Annotated in this window: 16 protein-coding genes; 13 read left to right on the forward strand and 3 right to left on the reverse strand. The window is 66.2% G+C overall.

Annotation, left to right across the window (positions count from 1 at the left end; genetic code table 11):
* Positions 1 to 279 precede the first annotated feature (279 nt).
* From QMX85_RS12345 to QMX85_RS12395, 11 genes are all read left to right on the forward strand, one after another.
* A complete protein-coding gene (locus QMX85_RS12345) occupies positions 280 to 1,704 on the forward strand; it encodes an aldehyde dehydrogenase family protein (RefSeq protein WP_282341251.1) in 1,425 nt (474 codons plus the stop codon).
* Positions 1,705 to 1,713: 9 nt separating this feature from the next.
* On the forward strand, positions 1,714 to 2,838 hold the full coding sequence (locus QMX85_RS12350) for an ATP-grasp domain-containing protein (RefSeq protein ID WP_282341253.1): 1,125 nt from the start codon (positions 1,714 to 1,716) through the stop codon (positions 2,836 to 2,838).
* A complete protein-coding gene (locus QMX85_RS12355) occupies positions 2,835 to 3,713 on the forward strand; it encodes a CoA-binding protein (protein ID WP_282341255.1) in 879 nt (292 codons plus the stop codon). The genes QMX85_RS12350 and QMX85_RS12355 overlap by 4 nt, the downstream gene beginning before the upstream one ends.
* Positions 3,714 to 4,094: 381 nt before the next feature.
* Positions 4,095 to 5,426 carry an MFS transporter gene (locus tag QMX85_RS12360; RefSeq protein ID WP_282341257.1) on the forward strand — a complete coding sequence of 444 codons (1,332 nt, stop codon included), beginning with the start codon at positions 4,095 to 4,097 and terminating at the stop codon, positions 5,424 to 5,426.
* 68 nt (positions 5,427 to 5,494) lie between these two features.
* A complete protein-coding gene (locus tag QMX85_RS12365) occupies positions 5,495 to 6,742 on the forward strand; it encodes a molybdopterin-dependent oxidoreductase (RefSeq protein WP_282341259.1) in 1,248 nt (415 codons plus the stop codon).
* A gap of 11 nt (positions 6,743 to 6,753) precedes the next feature.
* Entirely contained in the window at positions 6,754 to 7,089 is a 336-nt protein-coding gene (locus QMX85_RS12370) for a cytochrome c (RefSeq protein WP_282341260.1), read from the forward strand.
* Between the two features lie 258 nt (positions 7,090 to 7,347).
* On the forward strand, positions 7,348 to 8,367 hold the full coding sequence (locus QMX85_RS12375; protein ID WP_282341261.1) for an iron ABC transporter substrate-binding protein: 1,020 nt from the start codon (positions 7,348 to 7,350) through the stop codon (positions 8,365 to 8,367).
* A 2-nt stretch (positions 8,368 to 8,369) separates the two neighbouring features.
* Positions 8,370 to 9,956: an iron ABC transporter permease gene (locus QMX85_RS12380; RefSeq protein ID WP_282341262.1), complete on the forward strand. Its 1,587-nt coding sequence runs from the start codon at positions 8,370 to 8,372 to the stop codon at positions 9,954 to 9,956.
* 189 nt (positions 9,957 to 10,145) lie between these two features.
* The gene (locus QMX85_RS12385; protein WP_282341264.1) at positions 10,146 to 11,513 is read left to right on the forward strand and encodes a multicopper oxidase family protein; all 1,368 of its coding nucleotides are present in this window, start codon (positions 10,146 to 10,148) and stop codon (positions 11,511 to 11,513) included.
* A gap of 7 nt (positions 11,514 to 11,520) precedes the next feature.
* Positions 11,521 to 11,997 (forward strand): tRNA adenosine(34) deaminase TadA, encoded by a 477-nt coding sequence (gene tadA, locus QMX85_RS12390; RefSeq protein ID WP_282341266.1) that lies wholly within the window; start codon positions 11,521 to 11,523, stop codon positions 11,995 to 11,997.
* A 102-nt stretch (positions 11,998 to 12,099) separates the two neighbouring features.
* Positions 12,100 to 12,558, forward strand: a complete 459-nt coding sequence (locus QMX85_RS12395) for a hypothetical protein (RefSeq protein WP_282341268.1) — start codon at positions 12,100 to 12,102, stop codon at positions 12,556 to 12,558.
* An 8-nt stretch (positions 12,559 to 12,566) separates the two neighbouring features.
* On the opposite strand, the gene QMX85_RS12400 is transcribed toward QMX85_RS12395, so the two are convergent.
* Both QMX85_RS12400 and QMX85_RS12405 read right to left on the reverse strand, forming a co-directional pair.
* Positions 12,567 to 13,064 (reverse strand): lipocalin-like domain-containing protein, encoded by a 498-nt coding sequence (locus QMX85_RS12400; RefSeq protein WP_282341270.1) that lies wholly within the window; start codon positions 13,062 to 13,064, stop codon positions 12,567 to 12,569.
* Between the two features lies 1 nt (position 13,065).
* Positions 13,066 to 13,893: an SDR family oxidoreductase gene (locus tag QMX85_RS12405; RefSeq protein WP_282341272.1), complete on the reverse strand. Its 828-nt coding sequence runs from the start codon at positions 13,891 to 13,893 to the stop codon at positions 13,066 to 13,068.
* A 100-nt stretch (positions 13,894 to 13,993) separates the two neighbouring features.
* On the opposite strand from QMX85_RS12405, the gene QMX85_RS12410 reads away from it, so the two are divergent.
* Positions 13,994 to 14,884 (forward strand): LysR family transcriptional regulator, encoded by an 891-nt coding sequence (locus tag QMX85_RS12410; protein ID WP_282341275.1) that lies wholly within the window; start codon positions 13,994 to 13,996, stop codon positions 14,882 to 14,884.
* A 29-nt stretch (positions 14,885 to 14,913) separates the two neighbouring features.
* Here the strand turns inward: QMX85_RS12410 and mltF are convergent, their stop codons facing one another.
* Positions 14,914 to 16,395, reverse strand: a complete 1,482-nt coding sequence (gene mltF / locus QMX85_RS12415) for a membrane-bound lytic murein transglycosylase MltF (protein WP_282341277.1) — start codon at positions 16,393 to 16,395, stop codon at positions 14,914 to 14,916.
* 175 nt (positions 16,396 to 16,570) lie between these two features.
* On the opposite strand from mltF, the gene purL reads away from it, so the two are divergent.
* Positions 16,571 to 20,470, forward strand: a complete 3,900-nt coding sequence (gene purL, locus QMX85_RS12420) for a phosphoribosylformylglycinamidine synthase (RefSeq protein ID WP_282341279.1) — start codon at positions 16,571 to 16,573, stop codon at positions 20,468 to 20,470.
* Positions 20,471 to 20,519: the final 49 nt, after the last annotated feature.

Consider the following 20,519-nt stretch of genomic DNA (forward strand, 5'->3'; position numbering starts at 1 on the left):
TCCTCGACCAGTACGAACGTCATCGGCACTACCTGCACGTCGTCCGCTAAGGCTTTCGCCGCTCTGCCGGGCAGCGCTGCCCGGCACTTCTCCCTGCTCTTCGCCCAACGGCTCTGCGCCGCGCCATGCCAGGCACGACGCAGGGTTCAGGCACGTCTCACCACCCCTCGTTTGGCTCCAGCATCCGTGACCGTTTGGTCCTAACTCTGACCAGATCACAGGACTACGTTCGCCGGGCAGCATATTCCGAATAAAAACAATTAAGGGGGATGCATGTCCATGCACGCACTATCCAAAGCGGCCGCAGACGACAACCTCGCCGAGTACGTTACGGCGATGATGCACAAGGCCAGACAGGCCATGGAGGTATTCGCCGATGCCGATCAGGCGCGCGTCGACGAAGCGGTCACCGCAGTCGCCTGGGCCTTGTACAAGCCCGAAAACGCCCAGCACCTCGCCCGTCGCGCCGTCGAAACCACCGGCATCGGCCGGGTCGACAGCAAGATCATCAAGAACCAGCGCAAGACCTTCGGCGCCCTGCGCGATCTGCTCAGGGTGAAATCCGTCGGCGTCATCGAGGAGCTGCCCGAACGCGGCCTGGTGAAGTACGCCAAGCCGGTTGGCGTGGTCGTCGCCATCACCCCCTCCACCAACCCGTCCGCGACCCCGGTGAACAAGACCATGTTCGCCATCAAGGGGCGCAACGCGATCATCATCTCGCCTTCGCCGTCCGGCGACGATGTCACCGTTGAGACGGTGGACCTGGTGCGCGCCGAGTTGCGCAAGATCGGCCTGCCGGAAGATCTGGTGCAGGTGCCGGACATGCCGCCGTCCAAGGCACTCACCGCCGAGCTGATGCGCCAGGCCGACCTGATCGTCGCCACGGGTTCGCAGAACAACGTGCGCCAGGCCTACAGCAGCGGTACGCCGGCGATCGGCGTCGGGGCTGGCAACGTGCCGGTGATCATCGACGAGAGCGCCCGAATGGACGAGGCGGCGGAAAAGATCTGCGCCTCGAAGACCTTCGACAACTCCACCTCCTGCTCCTCGGAAAACGCGCTGGTGATCCTCGACGCCGTCTACGACCAGGCGATGGCGGCGCTGCACAAGGCCGGTGGCTACCTGGCCAGCGCCTCCGAAGCCGAGGCGATCCAGGAAAACCTCTGGCAGCACGGCAAACTCAACCGCGACCTGATCGCCCGCGACGCAGATGTCTTCGCCACCCGCATCGGGCTGCCGGACGCGGCACGGGGTTCGAAGTTTTTCATGGTCGAGCAGCAGGGCATCGGCCCCGGCTACCCGTTCTCCGGAGAAAAGCTTTCGCTGGTACTGAGCGTCTATCGCGCCCGCGATTTCGATGACGCCTGCCGCCTGGTGCAAACCCTGCTCGCCCACCAGGGCCGTGGCCATTCCTGCGGCATCCACACCCAGGACCTCGACCGGGCGCGCCAGCTCGCCGAGCAGACCGACGTGGTGCGGGTGCTCGTCAACCAGGCGCACACCTTCGGCAATGGCGGAAGTTTCGACAACGGGCTGAATTTCACCCTGAGCATGGGCTGCGGCACCTGGGCCGGAAACAGCATCAGCGAGAACCTCAACTACCGGAACTTCATCAACGTCACCCACCTGGTCCAGACCATTCCCAAAGACGAGCCGACGGCGGAGGAACTGTTCGGTTCCTATTGGTCCCGGTACGGCAAATAGGAGCGAATCATGGATTTCGTCGAATACGCGGGTAAGCAGATCCTGGCCGACGCGGGGCTCGCCATACCCCGAGGCATTCACTGCACGACGGCCGAGGACGTGGTGGATGCGGTGCGCATCCTCGGCCCCAGCGCGATCAAGGCACAGGTGCCGATCGGCAAGCGCGGCAAGGCCGGCGGCATCAAGCTGGTCGGCGATGAGACCGAGGCGCGCAGCGCCGCCGGACAGATACTCGGCATGAGCATCGGTGGGTACAGGGTTCCCAGCGTGCTGGTCGAGCAGAAGGCGGCGATCAGCCGCGAGTTCTATGCCGCGGTGATGAACGACACCGCCGCGCGCCAGCCGCTGGTCCTGTTCTCCGCCGAGGGCGGGATGGACATCGAGGAGCTGGCGGAGAGTCGGCCGGAGGCGATCTGCCGGATCGCCGTGGATATCGAGAAGGGCCTGGATGCCCGCCAGGTCGGCGCCGCGCTGGCGGCGGTCGACCTCGGTACGCAGCGCGACGCGGTCGCGGAGCTGCTGGTGCGCCTCTATGAGGTCTATCTGCAGCGCGATGCCGAACTGGTTGAAATCAACCCGCTGGCGGTATTGGCCGATGGTTCCCTGGTGGCGCTGGACTGCAAGTTCCGTATCGACGATTCGGCCGGCTTTCGCCAGACCGAGCAGCTGGCGCAGGGCACGCCGGAGCCGCGCAGCGCACTGGAGCAGCGCGGCGCAGAACTGGGCTTCAAGTACATCGAGCTGGACGGCGAGGTCGGCCTGCTGGCCAACGGTGCCGGGTTGACCATGACCACCATGGACGTTATCGCCCACTGCGGAGGCCGTGCGGCGAACTTCCTGGAAATCGGCGGCGACGCCTACACCAAGGCGACGCCGGCCCTGGAACTGGTGCTGGCCAATCCGAAGGTGAAGAGCCTGGTGGTGAACTTCTGCGGGGCCTTCGCGCGCACCGACGTGATGACCCAGGGCGTGGTGGACGCCTGGGCGACGCTGCGGCCGACGGTGCCGGTGTTCTTCTCGATCCACGGCACCGGCGAGGAGGAAGCGGTGGCGATCCTTCAGCAGCACCTGGGTATCGAGCCCTATGACCGGATGGAAGACGCGGTACAGGCCGCGGTGGAGGCTGCCCGATGATTCTGAGAAAACAGCATAGCGTTCTGATCCAGGGGATCACGGGCCGTCAGGGCCGTTTCTGGAGCGCCAAGATGCAGGAGTACGGCACCCGTATCGTCGGCGGGGTCAATCCCAAGCAGGCCGGTGAGACCTGCTGCGACGTACCTGTGTTCGCGTCGGCCAGAGAGGCAGCCGATGAACTGGGCGGCATCGACATGTCGGTGATGTTCATTCCACCAGTGTCGGCCAGGGACGCCGCCATCGATGCCATCGAGGCCGGGGTTCGCCAGCTGGTGGTGCTCACCGAGCACATTCCCTCGCAGGACGTGATGCGCATCCATGCCGCCGCGCGTCACCACGGCACACGCATCGTCGGGCCGAACACCGCGGGCATCGTCACGCCCGGCGAGGCGTTCGCCGGGATCATGCCGGCCTTCAATCGGCGCGTATTCATGCCCGGCGACATCGGCGTGATCTCGCGCTCCGGCAGCCTTGGCACGCTGATTTGCCTGAACCTGGTGAATGCCGGTTTCGGCCAGTCCGCGTTTCTCGGCATCGGCGGGGACCCGATGCTTGGCACGACCACCGTCGAGGCGCTGCGTGCGCTGCAGGCCGACGAGCGCACTCGGGCCATCGTCATCGTCGGCGAGATCGGCGGCGCGATGGAGGAGGAGGCTGCCGACGCGCTGCGCGAGGTCGGCAAGCCGGTGGTCCCCTTCATTGCCGGCCGCGCCTCGCCACCGGGCAAGAAGATGGGGCACGCCGGCGCCATCGTGATGGGCAACCAGGGCAGCTACCGCTCCAAGCGCGAACGCCTGGAAGCCGGCGGGGCGCAGGTGGTCGATACCCCCGGCCAGATCGCCGACGCGCTGCGGCAGGCGCTGGCCAGCGCATGAACCAACGTCTGCAAGGAGATCGTTGAACGGAGTCAGCAACCGGGGAAACCCTCGCCCCGATCGGCCTGAAGATCAATAACAAGACAGGCGGGACCGTGCATGCGGTTCCCGCGCAGGAGAATACCGATGCCCGCTGAAAGCAACCGCTTCACCGTCATTCCACGTCCTGCCTCCTCTTCCCCGCAACGAACGCCATTGCCCCGTCGCCTGCGTCTGCTATGGGCGACGTTCGCGGCCGCACTGATCGGCGCGTCCAGCCATGCGCTGCTGCCGCCACCCTTGCAGGACAGTCCCTCGCACCAGCCTTGAGTTGTAACCCGGCGCCTGCGCGCGCCGGGTGTTCCCGGCTTTTTCTTTCGGCACTCACAGGTGAAAACAACAATGAACACCACACCTACCTCGGCGGCCGTAGGGCCGCGCGTGAAGAATCCTGCTACCCACACCGGCCTCGACGGCTTCCGCGGTCGCGTGCGCGGGCGGGTCCTGCTGCTGCTCTGCGCGATGTACTTCATTACCTACGTCGACCGGGTGAACATCGCCACCGCGGCGCCGTTCATCAAACATGACCTGGGGCTTTCCAACAGCGAGCTGGGCATGGTGCTCTCGGCCTTCGCCATCCCCTATGCGTTCTTCCAGATCTTCGGCGGCCTGCTCGGCGACCGTTTCGGCCCGCGCAAGGTGCTCACGGTGGTCGGCATCATCTGGGCGATCGCCACCGCCGCCACCGGCTTCTCGATCGGCCTCGCCTCGCTGTTCGCCGCGCGCCTGGCGCTGGGCTTCGGCGAGGGAGCGACCTTCCCGACCGCCACCCACGCCATGGCGAAATGGATGCCGCCGGATCGTCGCGGCTTCGCCCAGGGCATCACCCACGCCGCGTCGCGCTTGGGTAACGCCGTCACGCCGCTGCTGGTCGCCGGCTGCATCGCGCTCTACGACTGGCGCCTGAGCTTTTGGCTGTTCGGCGCCATCAGCCTGATCTGGGTGTTCTTCTGGAACCGCGAATTCCGCGATTCGCCCTCGGACCACCCCAAGATGACCCAGGCGGAGCTGGATGAACTGCCGCGTGAGCAGTGGAAGCACGAACACAAGCGTGTGCCCTGGCGGATGCTGCTCAAACGCATTCTGCCGGTGACCTTCGTCGACTTCTGCTACGGCTGGTCGCTGTGGGTGTTCCTCACCTGGATTCCGTCGTTCTTCGAGAAGAGTTACGGGCTGGACCTGAAGAATTTCGCGCTGTTCACCACCCTGGTGCTGTGCGCCGGAGTGGTCGGTGACACCCTCGGCGGCATGCTCTCCGACAGCCTCCTGCGCCGCACCAACAACCTCAAGCTCGCGCGCCGCACCAACCTGGTAGTCGGCCTGCTCGGTTCGCTGGTGTTCATCATGCCGGTGCTGTTCATCCACGACCTGTGGGTCGCGGCGATCTGCCTGTCGCTGTCGTTCTTCTTCCTGGAACTGACCAACGCGGTGCTTTGGGCCATACCTATGGATATCGCGCCGCGGCATTCGGGTGTCGGCGGCGGGCTGATGAACACCGGCTTCGGCATCGCCGGAATCCTCTCGCCGATGCTCTTCGGTTTCATGCTCGATCTCACCAGCAGCTGGACGATTCCGTTCGCGGTGTCCGCCACGCTGCTGTTCATTGGCGCCATGGTGTCGCTGGGGATCGATCCGCGACCGATGGCCGAGGAGCCGCAGCAGGCGCCCGCCTGATTCTCGCCCGGCGTCGGCGAGCGTGCCGGCGCCGGGCGTTTCCCGATAACCCGAACAAGGAGAAACAGATGGAACATGACCAGGCCGCACCGGCCCCGGACGCCTCGCGTCGACGCCTGCTGAAAGTCCTCGGAGTGGCGGGCGCCGGCGCGCTGGCCGGAGCCCCGGCATTGTCTGCGCTGGCCGCCGGCGCCAAGGTGGCGCTGCCCTTCGATAACGGAGAGCGCGATCTGCTCAGCTTTCCGCAGAAGCGTCCGCTGATTGTGCTGACCAGCCGGCCGCCGCAACTGGAAACACCGTTCTCGGTGTTCAATCAGGGGCTGATCACGCCCAACGACGCCTTCTTCGTGCGCTACCACTGGGCCGCGCTGCCGACATCCATCGACCCGCAGGCCTACCGGCTGAAGGTCGGCGGCAAGGTCGAGACGCCGCTCGAGCTGTCCCTGGACGAGATAAAGAAGCTGGTTGATCCGGTCGAGGTGGTGGCGGTGAACCAGTGCTCGGGCAACAGCCGCGGGCACTTCCAGCCACGGGTGAATGGCGGACAGCTGTCCAATGGCGCGATGGGCAACGCGCGCTGGACCGGCGTGCCGCTCAAGGCGCTGCTGGACAAGGCGGGCGTACAGGCCGGCGCGCGGCAGGTGGCGTTCAACGGCATGGACAAGCCGCCGCTGGGCAACGGGCCGGACTTCATCAAGGCGCTGGACCTGGACCACGCGCTGGACGGCGAGGTAATGCTCGCCTGGGCGATGAACGGGGAGGATTTGCCACTGCTCAACGGTTACCCGCTGCGCCTGGTGGTGCCCGGCTATTACGGCACCTACTGGGTGAAGCACCTCGACGATATCCAGGTGATCGACGGGGTGTTCGATGGGTTCTGGATGAGCAAGGCCTATCGTATTCCCGACAATGCCTGTGGTTGCGTGCCGCCCGGCACCGCGCCGGAAAAGACCATTCCGATCAACCGCTTCTCCATCCGCTCGTTCATCACCAGCCTTCAGGACGGAGAGAGGGTGCCGGTCGGACGCGCGACCGAGGTTCGCGGCATCGCCTTCGACGGCGGCTATGGCATCACCGAGGTGGCGTTTTCCGCCGACGGCGGCGCGTCCTGGCAGAAAGCCCGGCTGGGCAAGGACCTCGGTCGCTATTCGTTCCGCGAATGGACGGCTAGCTTCACGCCGCCCAGGCAGGGCGACTATGCGCTGAAAGTGCGCGCGCTCAACCGGATAGGCCAGCAGCAGCCGCTGGAAGCGCAGTGGAACCCCGCCGGCTACCTGCGCAACATGGTGGAAACCACCCGGGTGGTGGCCGCATGAGGAGTACCGCCATGAGTTCACGATTCCTCGTCGCGCTGGCATTCGTATCCGCCTGCACGCCGCTGACCGCTACCGCGTTACAGGTCGAGCTGCCGGCGGAAACCGCCAGTTACGTGGCCAGCGATTTGCCGGGCTATCAACTGGTGCAACAGAACTGCCTGATCTGTCATTCGGCGCAGTACGTCCTGACGCAGCCGCGAACGTTGCCACGCAGCTACTGGGAGGCCACCGTCGGCAAGATGAGCAAGGTCTTCGGGGCCCCCTTTCCCGAGCAGGACACCGCCGCCATGGTGGATTACCTGAGCAAGACCTACGGCGCGGAACGCCCGACACCTGCAGCACCCTAGAGCGGTGGCAGTAGCGTAGGCCGACATGCGGCATCGGCGCGCAGAGGGCGTCTGCCAATAGGAGCGGCGCCCCGAGCCCGAGCGGCCAGACGTCCTGCCGACCGCCGCGGGCCCCGCGTTTGGCGCAGATGAGGTCTTGCGTACGGCCGCGCGCAATGGACAAAAAAACCGTAACTCTTGTTGCGAATCAAGTGCAGTTGCCAGTGGCATGCCCGTATAATTCTGCCGCGAATCTTCGACGACGAGAGGAACGGCTAGATGACGGTACGGTTTTCCACGGCACTGACACGGCTTTGCAGCGCAAGCGTCCTGAGCATCGGCCTGTCCGCCGCCACGGGCGCCTGGGCCGACGATCCGGTCACGCTGACGCTCTATAACGGCCAGCATGAAGCGACCGGCGTCGCCGTCGCCGAGGCCTTCGAGAAGAAGACCGGAATCAAGGTTCAGATTCGCAAGGGTGGCGGTGGCCAGTTGGCCAACCAGATCGCGGAAGAGGGTTCCCGCTCGCCCGCCGACCTCATCTACACCGAGGAAGCGCCGCCGCTGATCAAGCTGGCCAATCAGGGGCTGCTGGCGAAAGTCGACGACGCCACCCTGGCGCAGATCGACCCGCAATTCTCCGACAAGAATGGCAACTGGCTGGGCATCACCGCCCGCGTCCGCGTCATGGCTTACAACCCCAAGGAAATCAGCGAGCAGGACCTGCCCGCCAGCGTGCTGGACGTCGCCGGCCCCGAGTGGAGCGGCAAGATCGGCTTCGTGCCGAGCAGCGGCGAGTTCCTCGGTCAGGTCGCGGCGATCATCAAGCTCAACGGCCGCGAAGCTGCCGAGGATTGGTTGACCGGCCTCAAGGCGTTCGGCGCCACCTACACCAACAACGTGGTGGCGATGAAGGCGGTGGAGAACGGCGAAATCTCCGCGGCGCTGATCAACAGTTATTACTGGGCGGCGCTGAAGAAGGAAAAGGGCGAGCTCAACACCAAGCTCTACTACTTCGACAACGGCGATGCGGGCGGGCTGGTCAGCGTGTCCGGCGCGGCCGTGGTGAAAGCCAGCAAGCATCCGAAGGAGGCCCAGCAGTTCCTCGAATTCATGGTCAGCGAGGAAGGCCAGAAGGCCATCCTCAGCAAGTCGGCAGAGTACCCGATGAACAGCAACGTGCCGGTCGATCCGCTGCTCAAGCCGTATAGCGAACTGCGCCCGCCGAAACTGACCGCTTCCGACATCGGCCTGGCCGAGGACGCCCTCGAACTCGAACGCGAAGTCGGGCTGAACTGAACATGCAGGTCGAAGCGGCGGATGGCCTGGCGACTCCCGTGAGCGTCCGCGCGGTGTCGCGCCATCGGGCGCCGCCGTTCTGGCTGCAGGTGCCGGTGCTGCTACTGGTGCTGGTGGCGGCGCTGCCGCTGTTCTACGTCGCGGTCAAAAGCTGGGAGTCCGGCTGGCACGCCGCCTGGCAACTGCTCTGGCGACCCTTCGTCTTCGGCCTGCTGGCCAACACCCTGAAACTGATGGTGCTGGTCACCGTCGGCTGTGCGCTGCTCGGTCTGCTGCTGGCCTGGTGCATCGAGCGCAGCGACCTGCGCGGCAGCCGCCAGTGGAACGTACTGCTGTGCCTGCCGTTCGCCATTCCCGCCTTCGTCAGCGGTTTCACCTGGATTTCCATCAGCCCGATGTTCGAGGGCCTGGGCGGCACCGTCCTGGTGATGATTCTGTCGAAGTACCCGCTGATCTACCTGCCGGTGGCGGCGACCCTGCGCAGCCTCGATCCGGCGCTGGAAGAATCGGCGCGGATGCTCGGCTACAGCCGCGCCCAGGTGTTCTGGCGGGTGACCCTGCCGCTGCTGCGGCCGACCCTGTTCGGCACCAGCCTGCTGGTGGCGCTGCACATGCTGGTGGAGTTCGGCGCGCCGTCGATCATGCGCTACCAGACCTTCACCACGGCGATCTATCAGCAGTTCGAGCTGGAGTTCAGCAACACCAACGCGGCGATGCTGTCGGCGCTGCTGCTGGCGTTGTGCATGGTCCTGCTGTGGCTGGAGTTCCGCCTGCGCGGTCGCGGCTACGCGCGGACCGGGCAGGGCGTGGCGCGGCGTTCGACGCCGGTGCTCCTGGGTCGTTGGGGCCTGCCGGTGCAGGCGATGATGCTGGGGCTGGTGGTGATCGGTTGTGGAACGCCGCTGGTGATGCTGGGTTTCTGGATCATCGAGGGCAGCTCGGCCAGTTTCCCGCTCATGAAAATTCTCGAAACGCTCGGCTCGTCGCTCTCGCTGGCTTTCGGTGGGGCGCTGATCAGCGTGCTGCTGGCGGTGCCGATCGGCCTGCTGGTGGTGCGTTATCGCGGCCGCCTGGCGACGCTCGGCGAGCGCCTGCCGGTGCTGCTGCACGCGCTGCCCGGCCTGGTCATCGCGCTGTCGCTGGTGTTCTTCTCGCTGCGCTACCTGCCGGCGTTGTACCAGACCACCAGCCTGCTGCTGATCGCCTACGCGCTGCTGTTCATGCCGATGGCGCAGTCGCCGATCCGGGTGGCGCTGGAGAAAGCCTCGCCGCAGCTGGAAGAGGCCGCACGTACGCTCGGCTACACGCAATTGCTGGCCTTCCTCAAGGTGACCCTGCCGATCATCTTCCCGGCCATCGCTGCCGGCTTCGTGCTGGTCTTCCTCGATACCATGAAGGAGCTGACCGCCACGCTGGTGCTCGGCCCCACCGGGCTGGACACGCTGGCGACGGCCGTCTGGTCGCACACCGGCAACCTCGAGTACGCGGCGGCGGCGCCTTACGCGGCGCTGATCGTGCTCTGCTCGGGCCTGCCGGTCTATCTGATGACCACCCGCGCCTATCGCGGGCGGAGCAGCGATGCGCGCTGAGTCGGCGTTCGCTGTCGATCCCCGTTTTTCCGCCGATCGCCACTTGGCGCCGGCCTGCGAAGCCTGCCCGGACGCCGCGGCGGGTCGCCTGCATCCACGCCTCCGTCAGAGTGGCGGCCACGGCAATCGCTCCCGCGACTGCTGCATGCCCGGTGTGTCAGCGACGTCCTTCTGACTGGAGTTTCGAACATGTCCTTCACCCGTAGACAGATTCTTGGCGGCCTCGTCGGCCTTGGTGTGGTCGGTCTCGGCGCCGGTGGCGTGCGCTACTGGCTGGGCAAGCCGATGTTCGCCGACACCCACGATTACGAGCTGATCGCCGCGCCGGTCGACCTCGAGCTGGTCGCCGGGCACAGCACACCTGCCTGGGGCTACAACGGCCAGGCGCCGGGCATGGAGCTGCGCGTGCGCCAGGGCGACTGGCTGCGGGTGCGCTTCATCAACCAGCTGGAGCAGGACACCACCATTCACTGGCATGGCATGAGAATCCCGCTGGAGATGGACGGCGTGCCCTACCTGTCGCAGCTGCCGGTGAAGAAGGGCGAGTACTTCGACTACCGCTTCCTGGTCAAGGACGCCGGCAGCTACTGGTATCACCCGCACACCAGCAGCAGCGAGCAGCTCGGCCGCGGGCTGGTCGGCCCGCTGATCGTCGAGGAGCGCCAGCCGAGCGGTTTCCAGCACGACCACACCCTGGTGCTGAAAACCTGGCACATCGACGAGGAGGGCGCGTTCACCTCCTTCAGCGTGCCGCGCGAGGCGGCCCGCGAGGGCACCCGCGGACGCCTGACGACGATCAACGGCAAGCCGGCGCCGACCCTCGAGCTGCCTTCCGGCCAGGTGGTGCGCCTGCGCCTGCTGAACCTCGACAATACCGTCACCTACCGGCTGAACATGCCGGAGGCCGACGTGCGTATCTATGCGCTGGACGGCCACCCGGTCGAGCCGCGCCCGCTGGGAAAGGAGTACTGGCTCGGGCCTGGCATGCGTATCGACCTGGCACTGAAGGTGCCGGAGGCCGGCGTCGAGTTGCCGCTGCGCAACGGCCCACTGCGCCTCGCCACCTTCAAGGGGCTGGCCAGCGAGCAGCCGGCCGGCGAATGGCCCGCGGCGCTGCCGGCCAACCCGGTTCCGGAGCCGGACCTGGAAAAGGCCGAGACCATCGGCTTCAACTTCGAGTGGTCGGCGACGCTGGCCAAGCCCAACGACAAGGGTCCGGCGAAGTACTGGCAGATCAACGGCCAGGCCTGGGACATCAGCGACAAGACCTGCACCGACCGGCCGATCGCCACGTTGAAAAAGGACGGGCACTACATCTTCGAGCTGCGCAACATGGCCCAGTACCAGCACCCGATCCACCTGCACGGCATGGCCTTCAAGGTGATCTCGTCGAACCGGCGCAAGATCATCCCGTACTTCACTGACACCTTCCTGCTGGGCAAGAACGAGACGGCGCGCGTGGCGCTGGTGGCCGATAATCCGGGAACCTGGATGTTCCATTGCCATGTCATCGATCACATGGAAACCGGCCTGATGGCCGCCATCGCCGTGGTGTGAGCCGCCCATGAAGAACCCGATCATCGTCGACCGCAGCCAGGACCAGCGCTTCATGGGCGAGGCCCTGGCGCTCGCCGCACAGGGCGCGGCCCTCGGCGAGGTGCCGGTGGGCGCGTTGCTGGTGCGGGACGGCGAGGTGATCGGCAGCGGTTTCAATTGCCCGATTTCCCGTCACGACCCCAGCGCCCACGCCGAGATGGTGGCCATCCGCGCCGCCGCCGAGGCCGCGCAGAACTACCGGCTGCCCGGCAGCACGCTGTATGTGACGCTGGAGCCGTGCAGCATGTGCGCCGGGTTGATCGTGCACGCCCGCATCCAGCGCGTGGTGTTCGGCGCCAGCGAACCCCGCGCAGGCATGGTAGTGAGCCGCGGCCAGTTCTTCGACCAGGCCTTCCTCAACCACCGTGTGCTGGTCGAGGGCGGGGTGCTGGCCGAGGAGTGTGGCGAGGTGCTGAAGGCGTTTTTCAAGGCGCGGCGCAAGTAGCAGGCGGATACTTCGGATGGCTCGCCCCAGGGGACAAGCGAATCCGCGTTTTACAGGCCAGCCAGTACAGGCTCAGCAGTCATGCCATTGATAAAAACAGGGATGTTTGCGGTAGGAGCACTGCTGAGCGCGTCCGCTCAGGCGGCGGAGCGCCAGATTTACCTGGTGGCCACGGCGCAACTGGACGGCTCCAGTCTGGCGCAGAGCATTTTCCTGCATGAGCCGCAGATCACCGAGTTGCAGGGCTGTCTCGATGCCGTGCGCAAGGGGCAGCGCGAGCGCGACTGGCAGCAGTATCACCATATCTTCCGGCGCGATGTGTTCAAGGGCTTCACCGGCCATATGCGTTACCGCTGCGTTTACAGCGATCTGCAGATCAGTGGCTGGTACGACAAGATGCGTTACAACCAGCCCTATCTGATCAGCATCGATGATGATTCGGTGCTGAGCGTCAGCCGCTCTCCGAGCCAGGCGCAATGCTCCACGCAACTGCGCGCCCTACCTGCCGAGCAACAGGTGCAGAGCTTCTGCGCCATGGGCAACCAGACCGTCGCCCGTTGAGTCGTTTGTCAGCGAGCGCGCTGGAAAACCAGGCTGACTTTGGCGCCACCAGGGCGCTGGAAGCGTTCGATCATGCGCTCGCCTTCTACCTCCATGCGCAGTTCCCGGGTGGTGCGCACGTCGCCGGTCCAGTTCGGGAAGGAGGAGCCTTCCACGGTGTTGCCACTGAAGTTGCCCAGGGCATCGACGGTGTAGCGTCCGTACAGCGCGAGGCTACCGGCCATCACGGCGCGGTTCTCCGCGTCGGTACCGCCGCCCCGCTCATTGGATTGAAAGCGTGGGATGCGCGGGTCGTGCAGAAACTCCACAAAGTACAGATCCGGCGTAAATACCAACCGGCCCTGCGGTTCGGGGCCGTAGGGATAGGACGTCACGCCGTCGTTCTCCACCGTGGCGGCGATCAGGTTCCAGGTGCCGGCCACCTTGTTCGGCACCCCGGCTGCCAGGCTGCTCGCCGCGCCCAGCAGCAGCGCCGCGGCGGCCAGGCGTATCGAGGGCGGGCTCATGTCAGCTCCCGTCGGCCGAGAAGGCCACATCACGCTGTGCTTCGAGCGATTCGAGTCGCTGGTTCAGGGCGGCGTGGATGTTTTCATAGGCGGTGCTGCCCAGGGGCAAACGTAGCGGTGGGTGAGGCATGTCGGCCGCCTGGATGATCGCCCCGACCGTGTTGGCAGCGTCGCCGCGAATCTCGAATTCGCCGCTGGCGATCATCGCGTGAACCTGGCCGGCCGGCGTGTCTCGGTAAGCGCCGGAAGGTGGCGCCAGGTCGATAGCGGCGGCGAAGTTGGTACGGGTCGGGCCCGGCTCGGCGAGGATGAAGTCGATTCCGAAGGGCGCGACCTCCTGGGCCACGGCTTCGACGAAGCCTTCGATCCCCCATTTGCTGGCGTGGTAGAGGCTGAAGCCGGGGTAGACGATCTGCCCACCCTCGGAAGACACCTGAACGATGCGCCCGCCGCCCTGGGCACGCAGGTGGGCCAGGCTGCGGCGGATCAGCTGGATCGAGCCCGTCAGGTTGGTGGCCAGCACCCGCTCGATCTGCGCGTCGCTTACCTCCTCGGCAGGGCCGACCAGGCCGTAGCCGGCGTTGCTGACGATCACGTCGATGCGGCCGAAGTGCTCGAAGGCATGGTCGATCACGCGGCCTATCTGCGCGGTTTCGGTGACGTCCAAAGCGAGCACCTGCAGGCGGTCGCCATATTGGTGTGCCAGTTCCCGCAGTGTTTCCTGGCGGCGTGCCGTGGCGATCACCCGATCACCGCGCTCCAGCAATCGGGCCGTCATGATCTTGCCGAGCCCGGACGATGCCCCCGTGATAAGCCAGGTCTTGTTCATGCTGTGCTCCTCGATCATTGCTTGAGGCATTCACTCTAATCAGATTTTTTGTTGTGATAATCGGCTTTAATTCGCATGAGCTGGTGAATGGAGATGAACAATGGGCAGGCCAACGTTAAGCGATCTCAGTGCCCTGATGGCGGTGGCGCAGCACCGCAGCTTTAGAAAAGCTGCGGATGAGCTGGGGATGTCCCGCTCCGCACTTAGCCACGCGATCGCCGCGCTGGAGCGCCAGCTGGGTGTGCGCCTGCTCCACCGCACCACGCGCAGCGTGGCGCCGACCGAGGCCGGCGAGCACTTCTTGCTGCGCCTGGCGCCGGTGCTGCAGGGCCTCGATCAGGCTATCGATGCGTTGACCGAAGAGGGCGGCCATCCCACCGGGACCCTGCGCATCAATGGTGGCGAGGAGGCCATGCGTGTGTTGCTCAGGCGCGTGGTGCCGGCCTTTCTGGAGCGCCACCCGCAGGTTTCGCTGGACCTGGTCAGTGACGGCCATCTGGTGGATATCGTGGCCGACGGTTTCGATGCCGGCATCCGGCTGGCCGAAGCCGTGCCCCAGGACATGATCGCCGTGGCTCTGAGCGGGGATTTCCGTTTTCTAGCCGTGGCATCGCCCGAGTACCTGGCCCACGCTGGACGGCCCGTCATGCCGGAGGATCTGCGAGCCCATCGCTGCATCCGCCAGCGCCTGCCCAGCGGCAAACTCTACCGCTGGGAATTCGAGCAGCGCGGGCAGGAAGTCACCGTCGATGTGCCGGGCAGCATGACCCTCAACCATACGCAATTGATGATCGAGGCGGCCGTGGCCGGGATGGGCATCGTCTATGTGCCGGACATGGCGGCGCAGCGCTGGCTGGAGGAGGGCAAGCTGGTCGCGGTCCTGGAGGACTGGTCACCGCCGGTGGGTGGATTGCGGCTGTATTACCCCAGTCACTGCCACGTTTCTGCGGCGCTGCGTGCGTTTATCGAAGTGATCAGGAGCGTTCGCTGACACGCGGATACTGTGGCTGGATGGGACCTTTAGAGCGGCGCCTTTTCCTGCTGAGCGGGCTGATCCTCGGCTATGCCCGGCACGTGCAGGCCGCTTTCGACGATCTGGTTGGATTCCATCTGCGGCTGGGTCACCCAGGTGAGGATGTCGTAGTAGCGGCGGATGTTGGCGACGAACTGCACCGCCTCGCCGCCGCGGGCGTAGCCGTAGCGGGTCTTGCTGTACCACTGCTTCTGCGCCAGGCGCGGCAGCATCTTCTTCACGTCCAGCCACTTGTTCGGGTCCAGCCCCTCGGCCTCGGCGAGCTTGCGCGCGTCGGACAGGTGGGCGATGCCGACGTTGTACGCGGCGAGCGCGAACCAGGTACGGTCGGGTTCGGTAAGGTCGTCGGCGAGGCCCTCGTGGATCTGCGCGAAGTACTTGCTGCCGCCGATGATGCTCTGCCGCGGGTCCAGGCGGTTGGCGACGCCCATCGCCTGGGCGGTGCCGAGGGTCAGCATCATCAGGCCACGCACGCCGGTCTTGGAGGTGGCATCGGGCTGCCACAGCGACTCCTGGTAACCAATCGCCGCCAGCAATCGCCAGTCGACCTTTTCCGTCTGCGCCGCCTTGCGAAAATGCTGCTCGTAGCGCGGCAGGCGCTGCTGCAGGTGCGTGGCGAAGGTGTAGGCGCCGACGTAGCCGAGCACGTCGACATGGCCGTAGTAGCGCTCCTTCAGGCGTTGTAGGGTGCCGTTCTTCTCTACCCGGCCGATGAACTGGTCCACCTCGTCGAGCAGGCTACGGTCGCCGCCGCCGGCCACCGCCCAGGCCAGGCTGCGCGCATCGCCGAGGTCGAAGGCCACGCGCACGTTGGAGAAATACACCTGGTTCATCGCCAGCTCGTTGGAATCGACCAGGGTCAGGTCGATCTGCCCCTCGTCGACCATCCGCAGCAGGTCGACCACCTCCACCGCGTCGGAGACCTCGTAGTTCAGCTCCGGATACTGCAGCTTCAGCTCGCCGAGCTGCTCGGCGTGGCTGCTGCCCTTGAGCACCAGGATCCGTTTGCCGATCAGGTCCTCGGGGCGGGTAGGGCGTTGCTGGCCGTTGCGGTAGATGACCTGCGGGGTGACGGCGAGGTAGGGCACGGAAAAGCTGGCCTGGCCCCGGCGGCCCTCGGTGGCGACCAGGCCGGCGGCGGCCAGCTCGGGGCCGGCGGGGTTGTTCAGGCGGATGAACAGGTCGTCGAGGTTGTCGGCGGTCTCGATCTGCAGCTTGACGCCGAGGTCCTCGGCGAAGCGCTTGACCAGCTCGTACTCGAAGCCGGTCTCGCCGTTGCGGTCTTCGAAGTAGGTGGCCGGGCTGTTGCGGGTGACCACCCGCAGCACGCCTTCATCCTTTATACGCTCGAGCGTCGACGGCCTGGGAGCCGGCGTGTCGTCGTCGCTGCAGCCCGTCAGCGACAGGACGATACCCGCCGCCAGGAGCCCGATGAGACAGCGTGTGCGCAACGCCAGGAATGAAAACATCGGCGCAGTATACGCAATGGCGTAGCGCCGCCATATCTGGACAGGCAGCAGGCGCTCTGCTAGGCGCAAGTGCCGGTCGCCGGCGGCTTTGCGAGCGCCGGCTTTGGCCTCATGCGGCTGGTATAGGGTAGAATGCGCGCCTCCCAACGCTCCCCCTTCCGAGGCTGTCCCGACGATGTTGATTCTGCGCGGCGCTCCCGCCCTTTCTGCCTTTCGCCACGGCAAATTGCTCGAGCAACTGACCTCCAGGGTCCCCGCCGTGACCGGGTTGTATGCCGAATTCGCGCATTTCGCCGAAGTGTCCGGCGCATTGACCGCGGACGAGGAGCAGGTTCTGGCGCGCCTGCTCAAGTACGGGCCGAGCGTGCCGGTGCAGGAGCCCAGCGGGCGGCTGTTCCTCTGCGTACCGCGCTTCGGCACCATTTCGCCCTGGTCGAGCAAGGCCAGCGACATCGCCCGCAACTGCGGCCTGGTGAAGATCGAGCGCCTCGAGCGCGGCATCGCCTACTACGTCACCGGCGAGCTTGGCGAGGCCGAGATCGAGCAGGTCGCCGCGCTGCTGCACGACCGCATGACCCAGTTGGTGCTGGGCCGCATGGAAGACGCCAGCAACCTGTTCAGCCACGCCGAACCCAAGCCGCTGACCGCCGTGGACATCCTCGGGGGCGGCCGCGCGGCGCTGGAGAAGGCCAACGTCGAGCTGGGCCTGGCCCTGGCCGAGGACGAGATCGATTACCTGGTCAACGCCTTCCAGAACCTTGCGCGCAACCCGCACGACATAGAACTGATGATGTTCGCCCAGGCCAACTCCGAGCACTGCCGCCACAAGATCTTCAATGCCAGCTGGGACATCGACGGCGAGAGCCAGGAAAAGTCGCTGTTCGGCATGATCAAGAACACCTACCAGATGCACCGCGAGAACGTGCTGTCGGCCTACAAGGACAACGCCTCGGTGATCGTCGGCCACACTGCCGGGCGCTTCTTCCCGAACCCTGAAACCCGCCAGTACAGCGCGGTGCAGGAGCCGGTGCACATCCTGATGAAGGTGGAAACCCACAACCACCCGACCGCCATTTCGCCGTTCTCCGGCGCGTCCACCGGTTCCGGTGGCGAGATTCGCGACGAGGGCGCCACCGGTCGCGGCGCCAAGCCGAAGGCCGGCCTGACCGGCTTCACCGTTTCCAACCTGAACATCCCGGGTTTCGAGCAGCCCTGGGAAGTGCCCTACGGCAAGCCCGAGCGCATCGTCACGCCGCTGGACATCATGATCGAAGGCCCGCTGGGCGGCGCCGCGTTCAACAACGAGTTCGGCCGTCCGGCGCTGACCGGCTACTTCCGTACCTTCGAGCAGTCGATTACTACGCCCCACGGCGACGAAGTTCGCGGCTACCACAAGCCGATCATGCTCGCCGGCGGCATGGGCAACATCCGCGAAGACCACGTGCAGAAGGGCGAGATCACCGTCGGCGCCAAGCTGATCGTGCTCGGCGGCCCGGCCATGCTGATCGGCCTGGGCGGCGGCGCTGCCTCGTCGGTCGCCACCGGCGCCAGCTCGGCGGACCTGGATTTCGCCTCGGTGCAGCGCGAGAACCCAGAAATGGAACGCCGCTGCCAGGAGGTCATCGACCGCTGCTGGCAGCTGGGCGACGCCAACCCGATCGCCTTCATCCATGACGTCGGCGCCGGCGGCATCTCCAACGCCTTCCCGGAACTGGTAAACGATGGCGGCCGCGGTGGCCGTTTCGAACTGCGCAACGTGCCCAACGACGAGCCGGGCATGGCGCCGCACGAAATCTGGAGCAACGAGTCCCAGGAGCGTTACGTGCTGGCCGTCAGCGCCGAGAACTTCGAACGCTTCCAGGCCATCTGCGAGCGCGAGCGCTGCCCGTTCGCGGTGGTCGGCGAGGCCACCGAGGCGCCGCACCTGACCGTCACCGACCGCCATTTCGGCAACACCCCGGTGGACATGCCGCTGGAAGTGCTGCTCGGCAAGCCGCCGCGCATGCACCGTTCGGTCACCCGTGAAGCCGAGCTGGGCGATGACTTCTCCGCCGCCAGCGTCGCCCTCGAGGACGCCGTCAGCCGTGTGCTGCACCACCCTGCGGTGGCCAGCAAGAGCTTCCTGATCACCATCGGCGACCGCAGCATCACCGGCCTCGTCGCCCGCGACCAGATGGTCGGCCCGTGGCAGGTGCCGGTGGCCGACGTCGCCGTGACCGCTACCAGTTTCGACGTCTATACCGGCGAAGCCATGGCGATGGGCGAGCGCACCCCGCTGGCGCTGCTCGACGCCGCCGCCTCCGGGCGCATGGCGATCGGCGAGACGCTGACCAACATCGCCGCCTCGCGCATCGAGAAGATTTCCGACATCAAGCTGTCCGCCAACTGGATGGCCGCCGCCGGTCATCCCGGCGAGGACGCGCGTCTGTACGACACCGTGAAAGCGGTGGGCATGGAGCTGTGCCCGGCCCTCGGCATCACCATTCCGGTGGGCAAGGACTCCATGTCGATGAAGACCAGGTGGCAGGATGAGGGCGCCGAGAAGAGCGTGACCTCGCCGCTGTCGCTGATCGTCACCGGCTTCGCCCCGGTCACCGACATTCGCCAGACCCTGACCCCGCAACTGCGCCTGGACAAGGGCGAGACCGACCTGATCCTGATCGACCTCGGCCGCGGCCAGAACCGTATGGGCGCCTCCATTCTCGCCCAGGTCTACGGCAAGATCGGCCGCCAGGCGCCCGACGTCGACGACGCCGAGGACCTCAAGGCGTTCTTCGCGGTGATCCAGGGCCTCAACGCCGATGGCCACCTGCTGGCCTACCACGACCGCTCCGACGGCGGCCTGCTGGCCACCGCGCTGGAAATGGCCTTCGCCGGCCACTGCGGCCTGCAACTTACCCTCGATGCCCTCGCCGACAGCGCCGATGGCCTCGCTGCCGTGCTCTTCAACGAAGAACTCGGAGCCCTGATCCAGGTTCGCCAGGACGCCACTCCGGACGTGCTGGCGCAGTTCAGCGCGGCTGGCCTGGGCGACTGCGTGGCGGTGATCGGCCAGCCGGTCAACGGCAGCAGCGACGTGACCTTCACCTACGACGGCGAGCCGGTCTACAGCGGCGACCGTCGCCTGCTGCAGCGCGAGTGGAGCGAGACCAGTTACCGCATCCAGCGCCTGCGCGACAACGCCGACTGCGCCGAGCAGGAGTTCGACAGCCTGCTCGAGGAGGAGAACCCCGGCCTCACGGTAAAGCTCGCCTTCGACGTCAACGACGACATCGCCGCGCCCTACATCAAGAAGGGCGTGCGGCCAAAGGTGGCGGTGCTGCGCGAGCAGGGGGTCAACGGCCAGGTGGAAATGGCCGCGGCGTTCGACCGTGCCGGCTTCGCCGCCCTCGACGTGCACATGAGCGACATCCTCGCCGGTCGCGTTGACCTCGAGGAGTTCAAGGGCTTGGTGGCCTGCGGCGGCTTCTCTTACGGCGACGTCCTCGGCGCCGGCGAGGGCTGGGCCAAGTCGGTGCTGTTCAACAACCGCGCGCGCGACGCCTTCCAGGGCTTCTTCGAGCGCAAGGACAGCTTCGCCCTGGGCGTCTGTAACGGCTGCCAGATGATGTCGAACCTGCATGAGCTGATCCCCGGAACCGAGTTCTGGCCGCACTTCGTGCGCAACCGCTCTGAGCAGTTCGAGGCGCGTGTGGCGATGGTGCAGATCCAGGAGTCGGCGTCGATCCTGCTACGCGGCATGGCCGGTTCGCGGATGCCCATCGCCATCGCCCACGGCGAAGGTCATGCGGAGTTCGAGAGCGAGGAAGCGCTGCTCGAGGCCGACCTGTCCGGGTGCGTGTCGATGCGTTTCGTCGACAACCACGGCAAGGTCACCGAGCGCTATCCGGCCAACCCGAACGGCTCGCCGCGCGGGATCACCGGCCTGACCAGCCGCGACGGCCGCGTCACCATCCTCATGCCGCACCCGGAGCGGGTTTTCCGTGCCGTGCAGAACTCCTGGCGCCCAGACGACTGGCAGGAAGACGGCGGCTGGCTGCGCCTGTTCCGCAACGCGCGGGTCTGGGTCGACTGACACTGGCAGGGGGAGTACCGCGTACTCCTTCCGTTCCACCACGGCGACG

The organism is Pseudomonas sp. PS02288, assembly GCF_029959715.1.
Classification (GTDB): domain Bacteria; phylum Pseudomonadota; class Gammaproteobacteria; order Pseudomonadales; family Pseudomonadaceae; genus Pseudomonas_O; species Pseudomonas_O kuykendallii.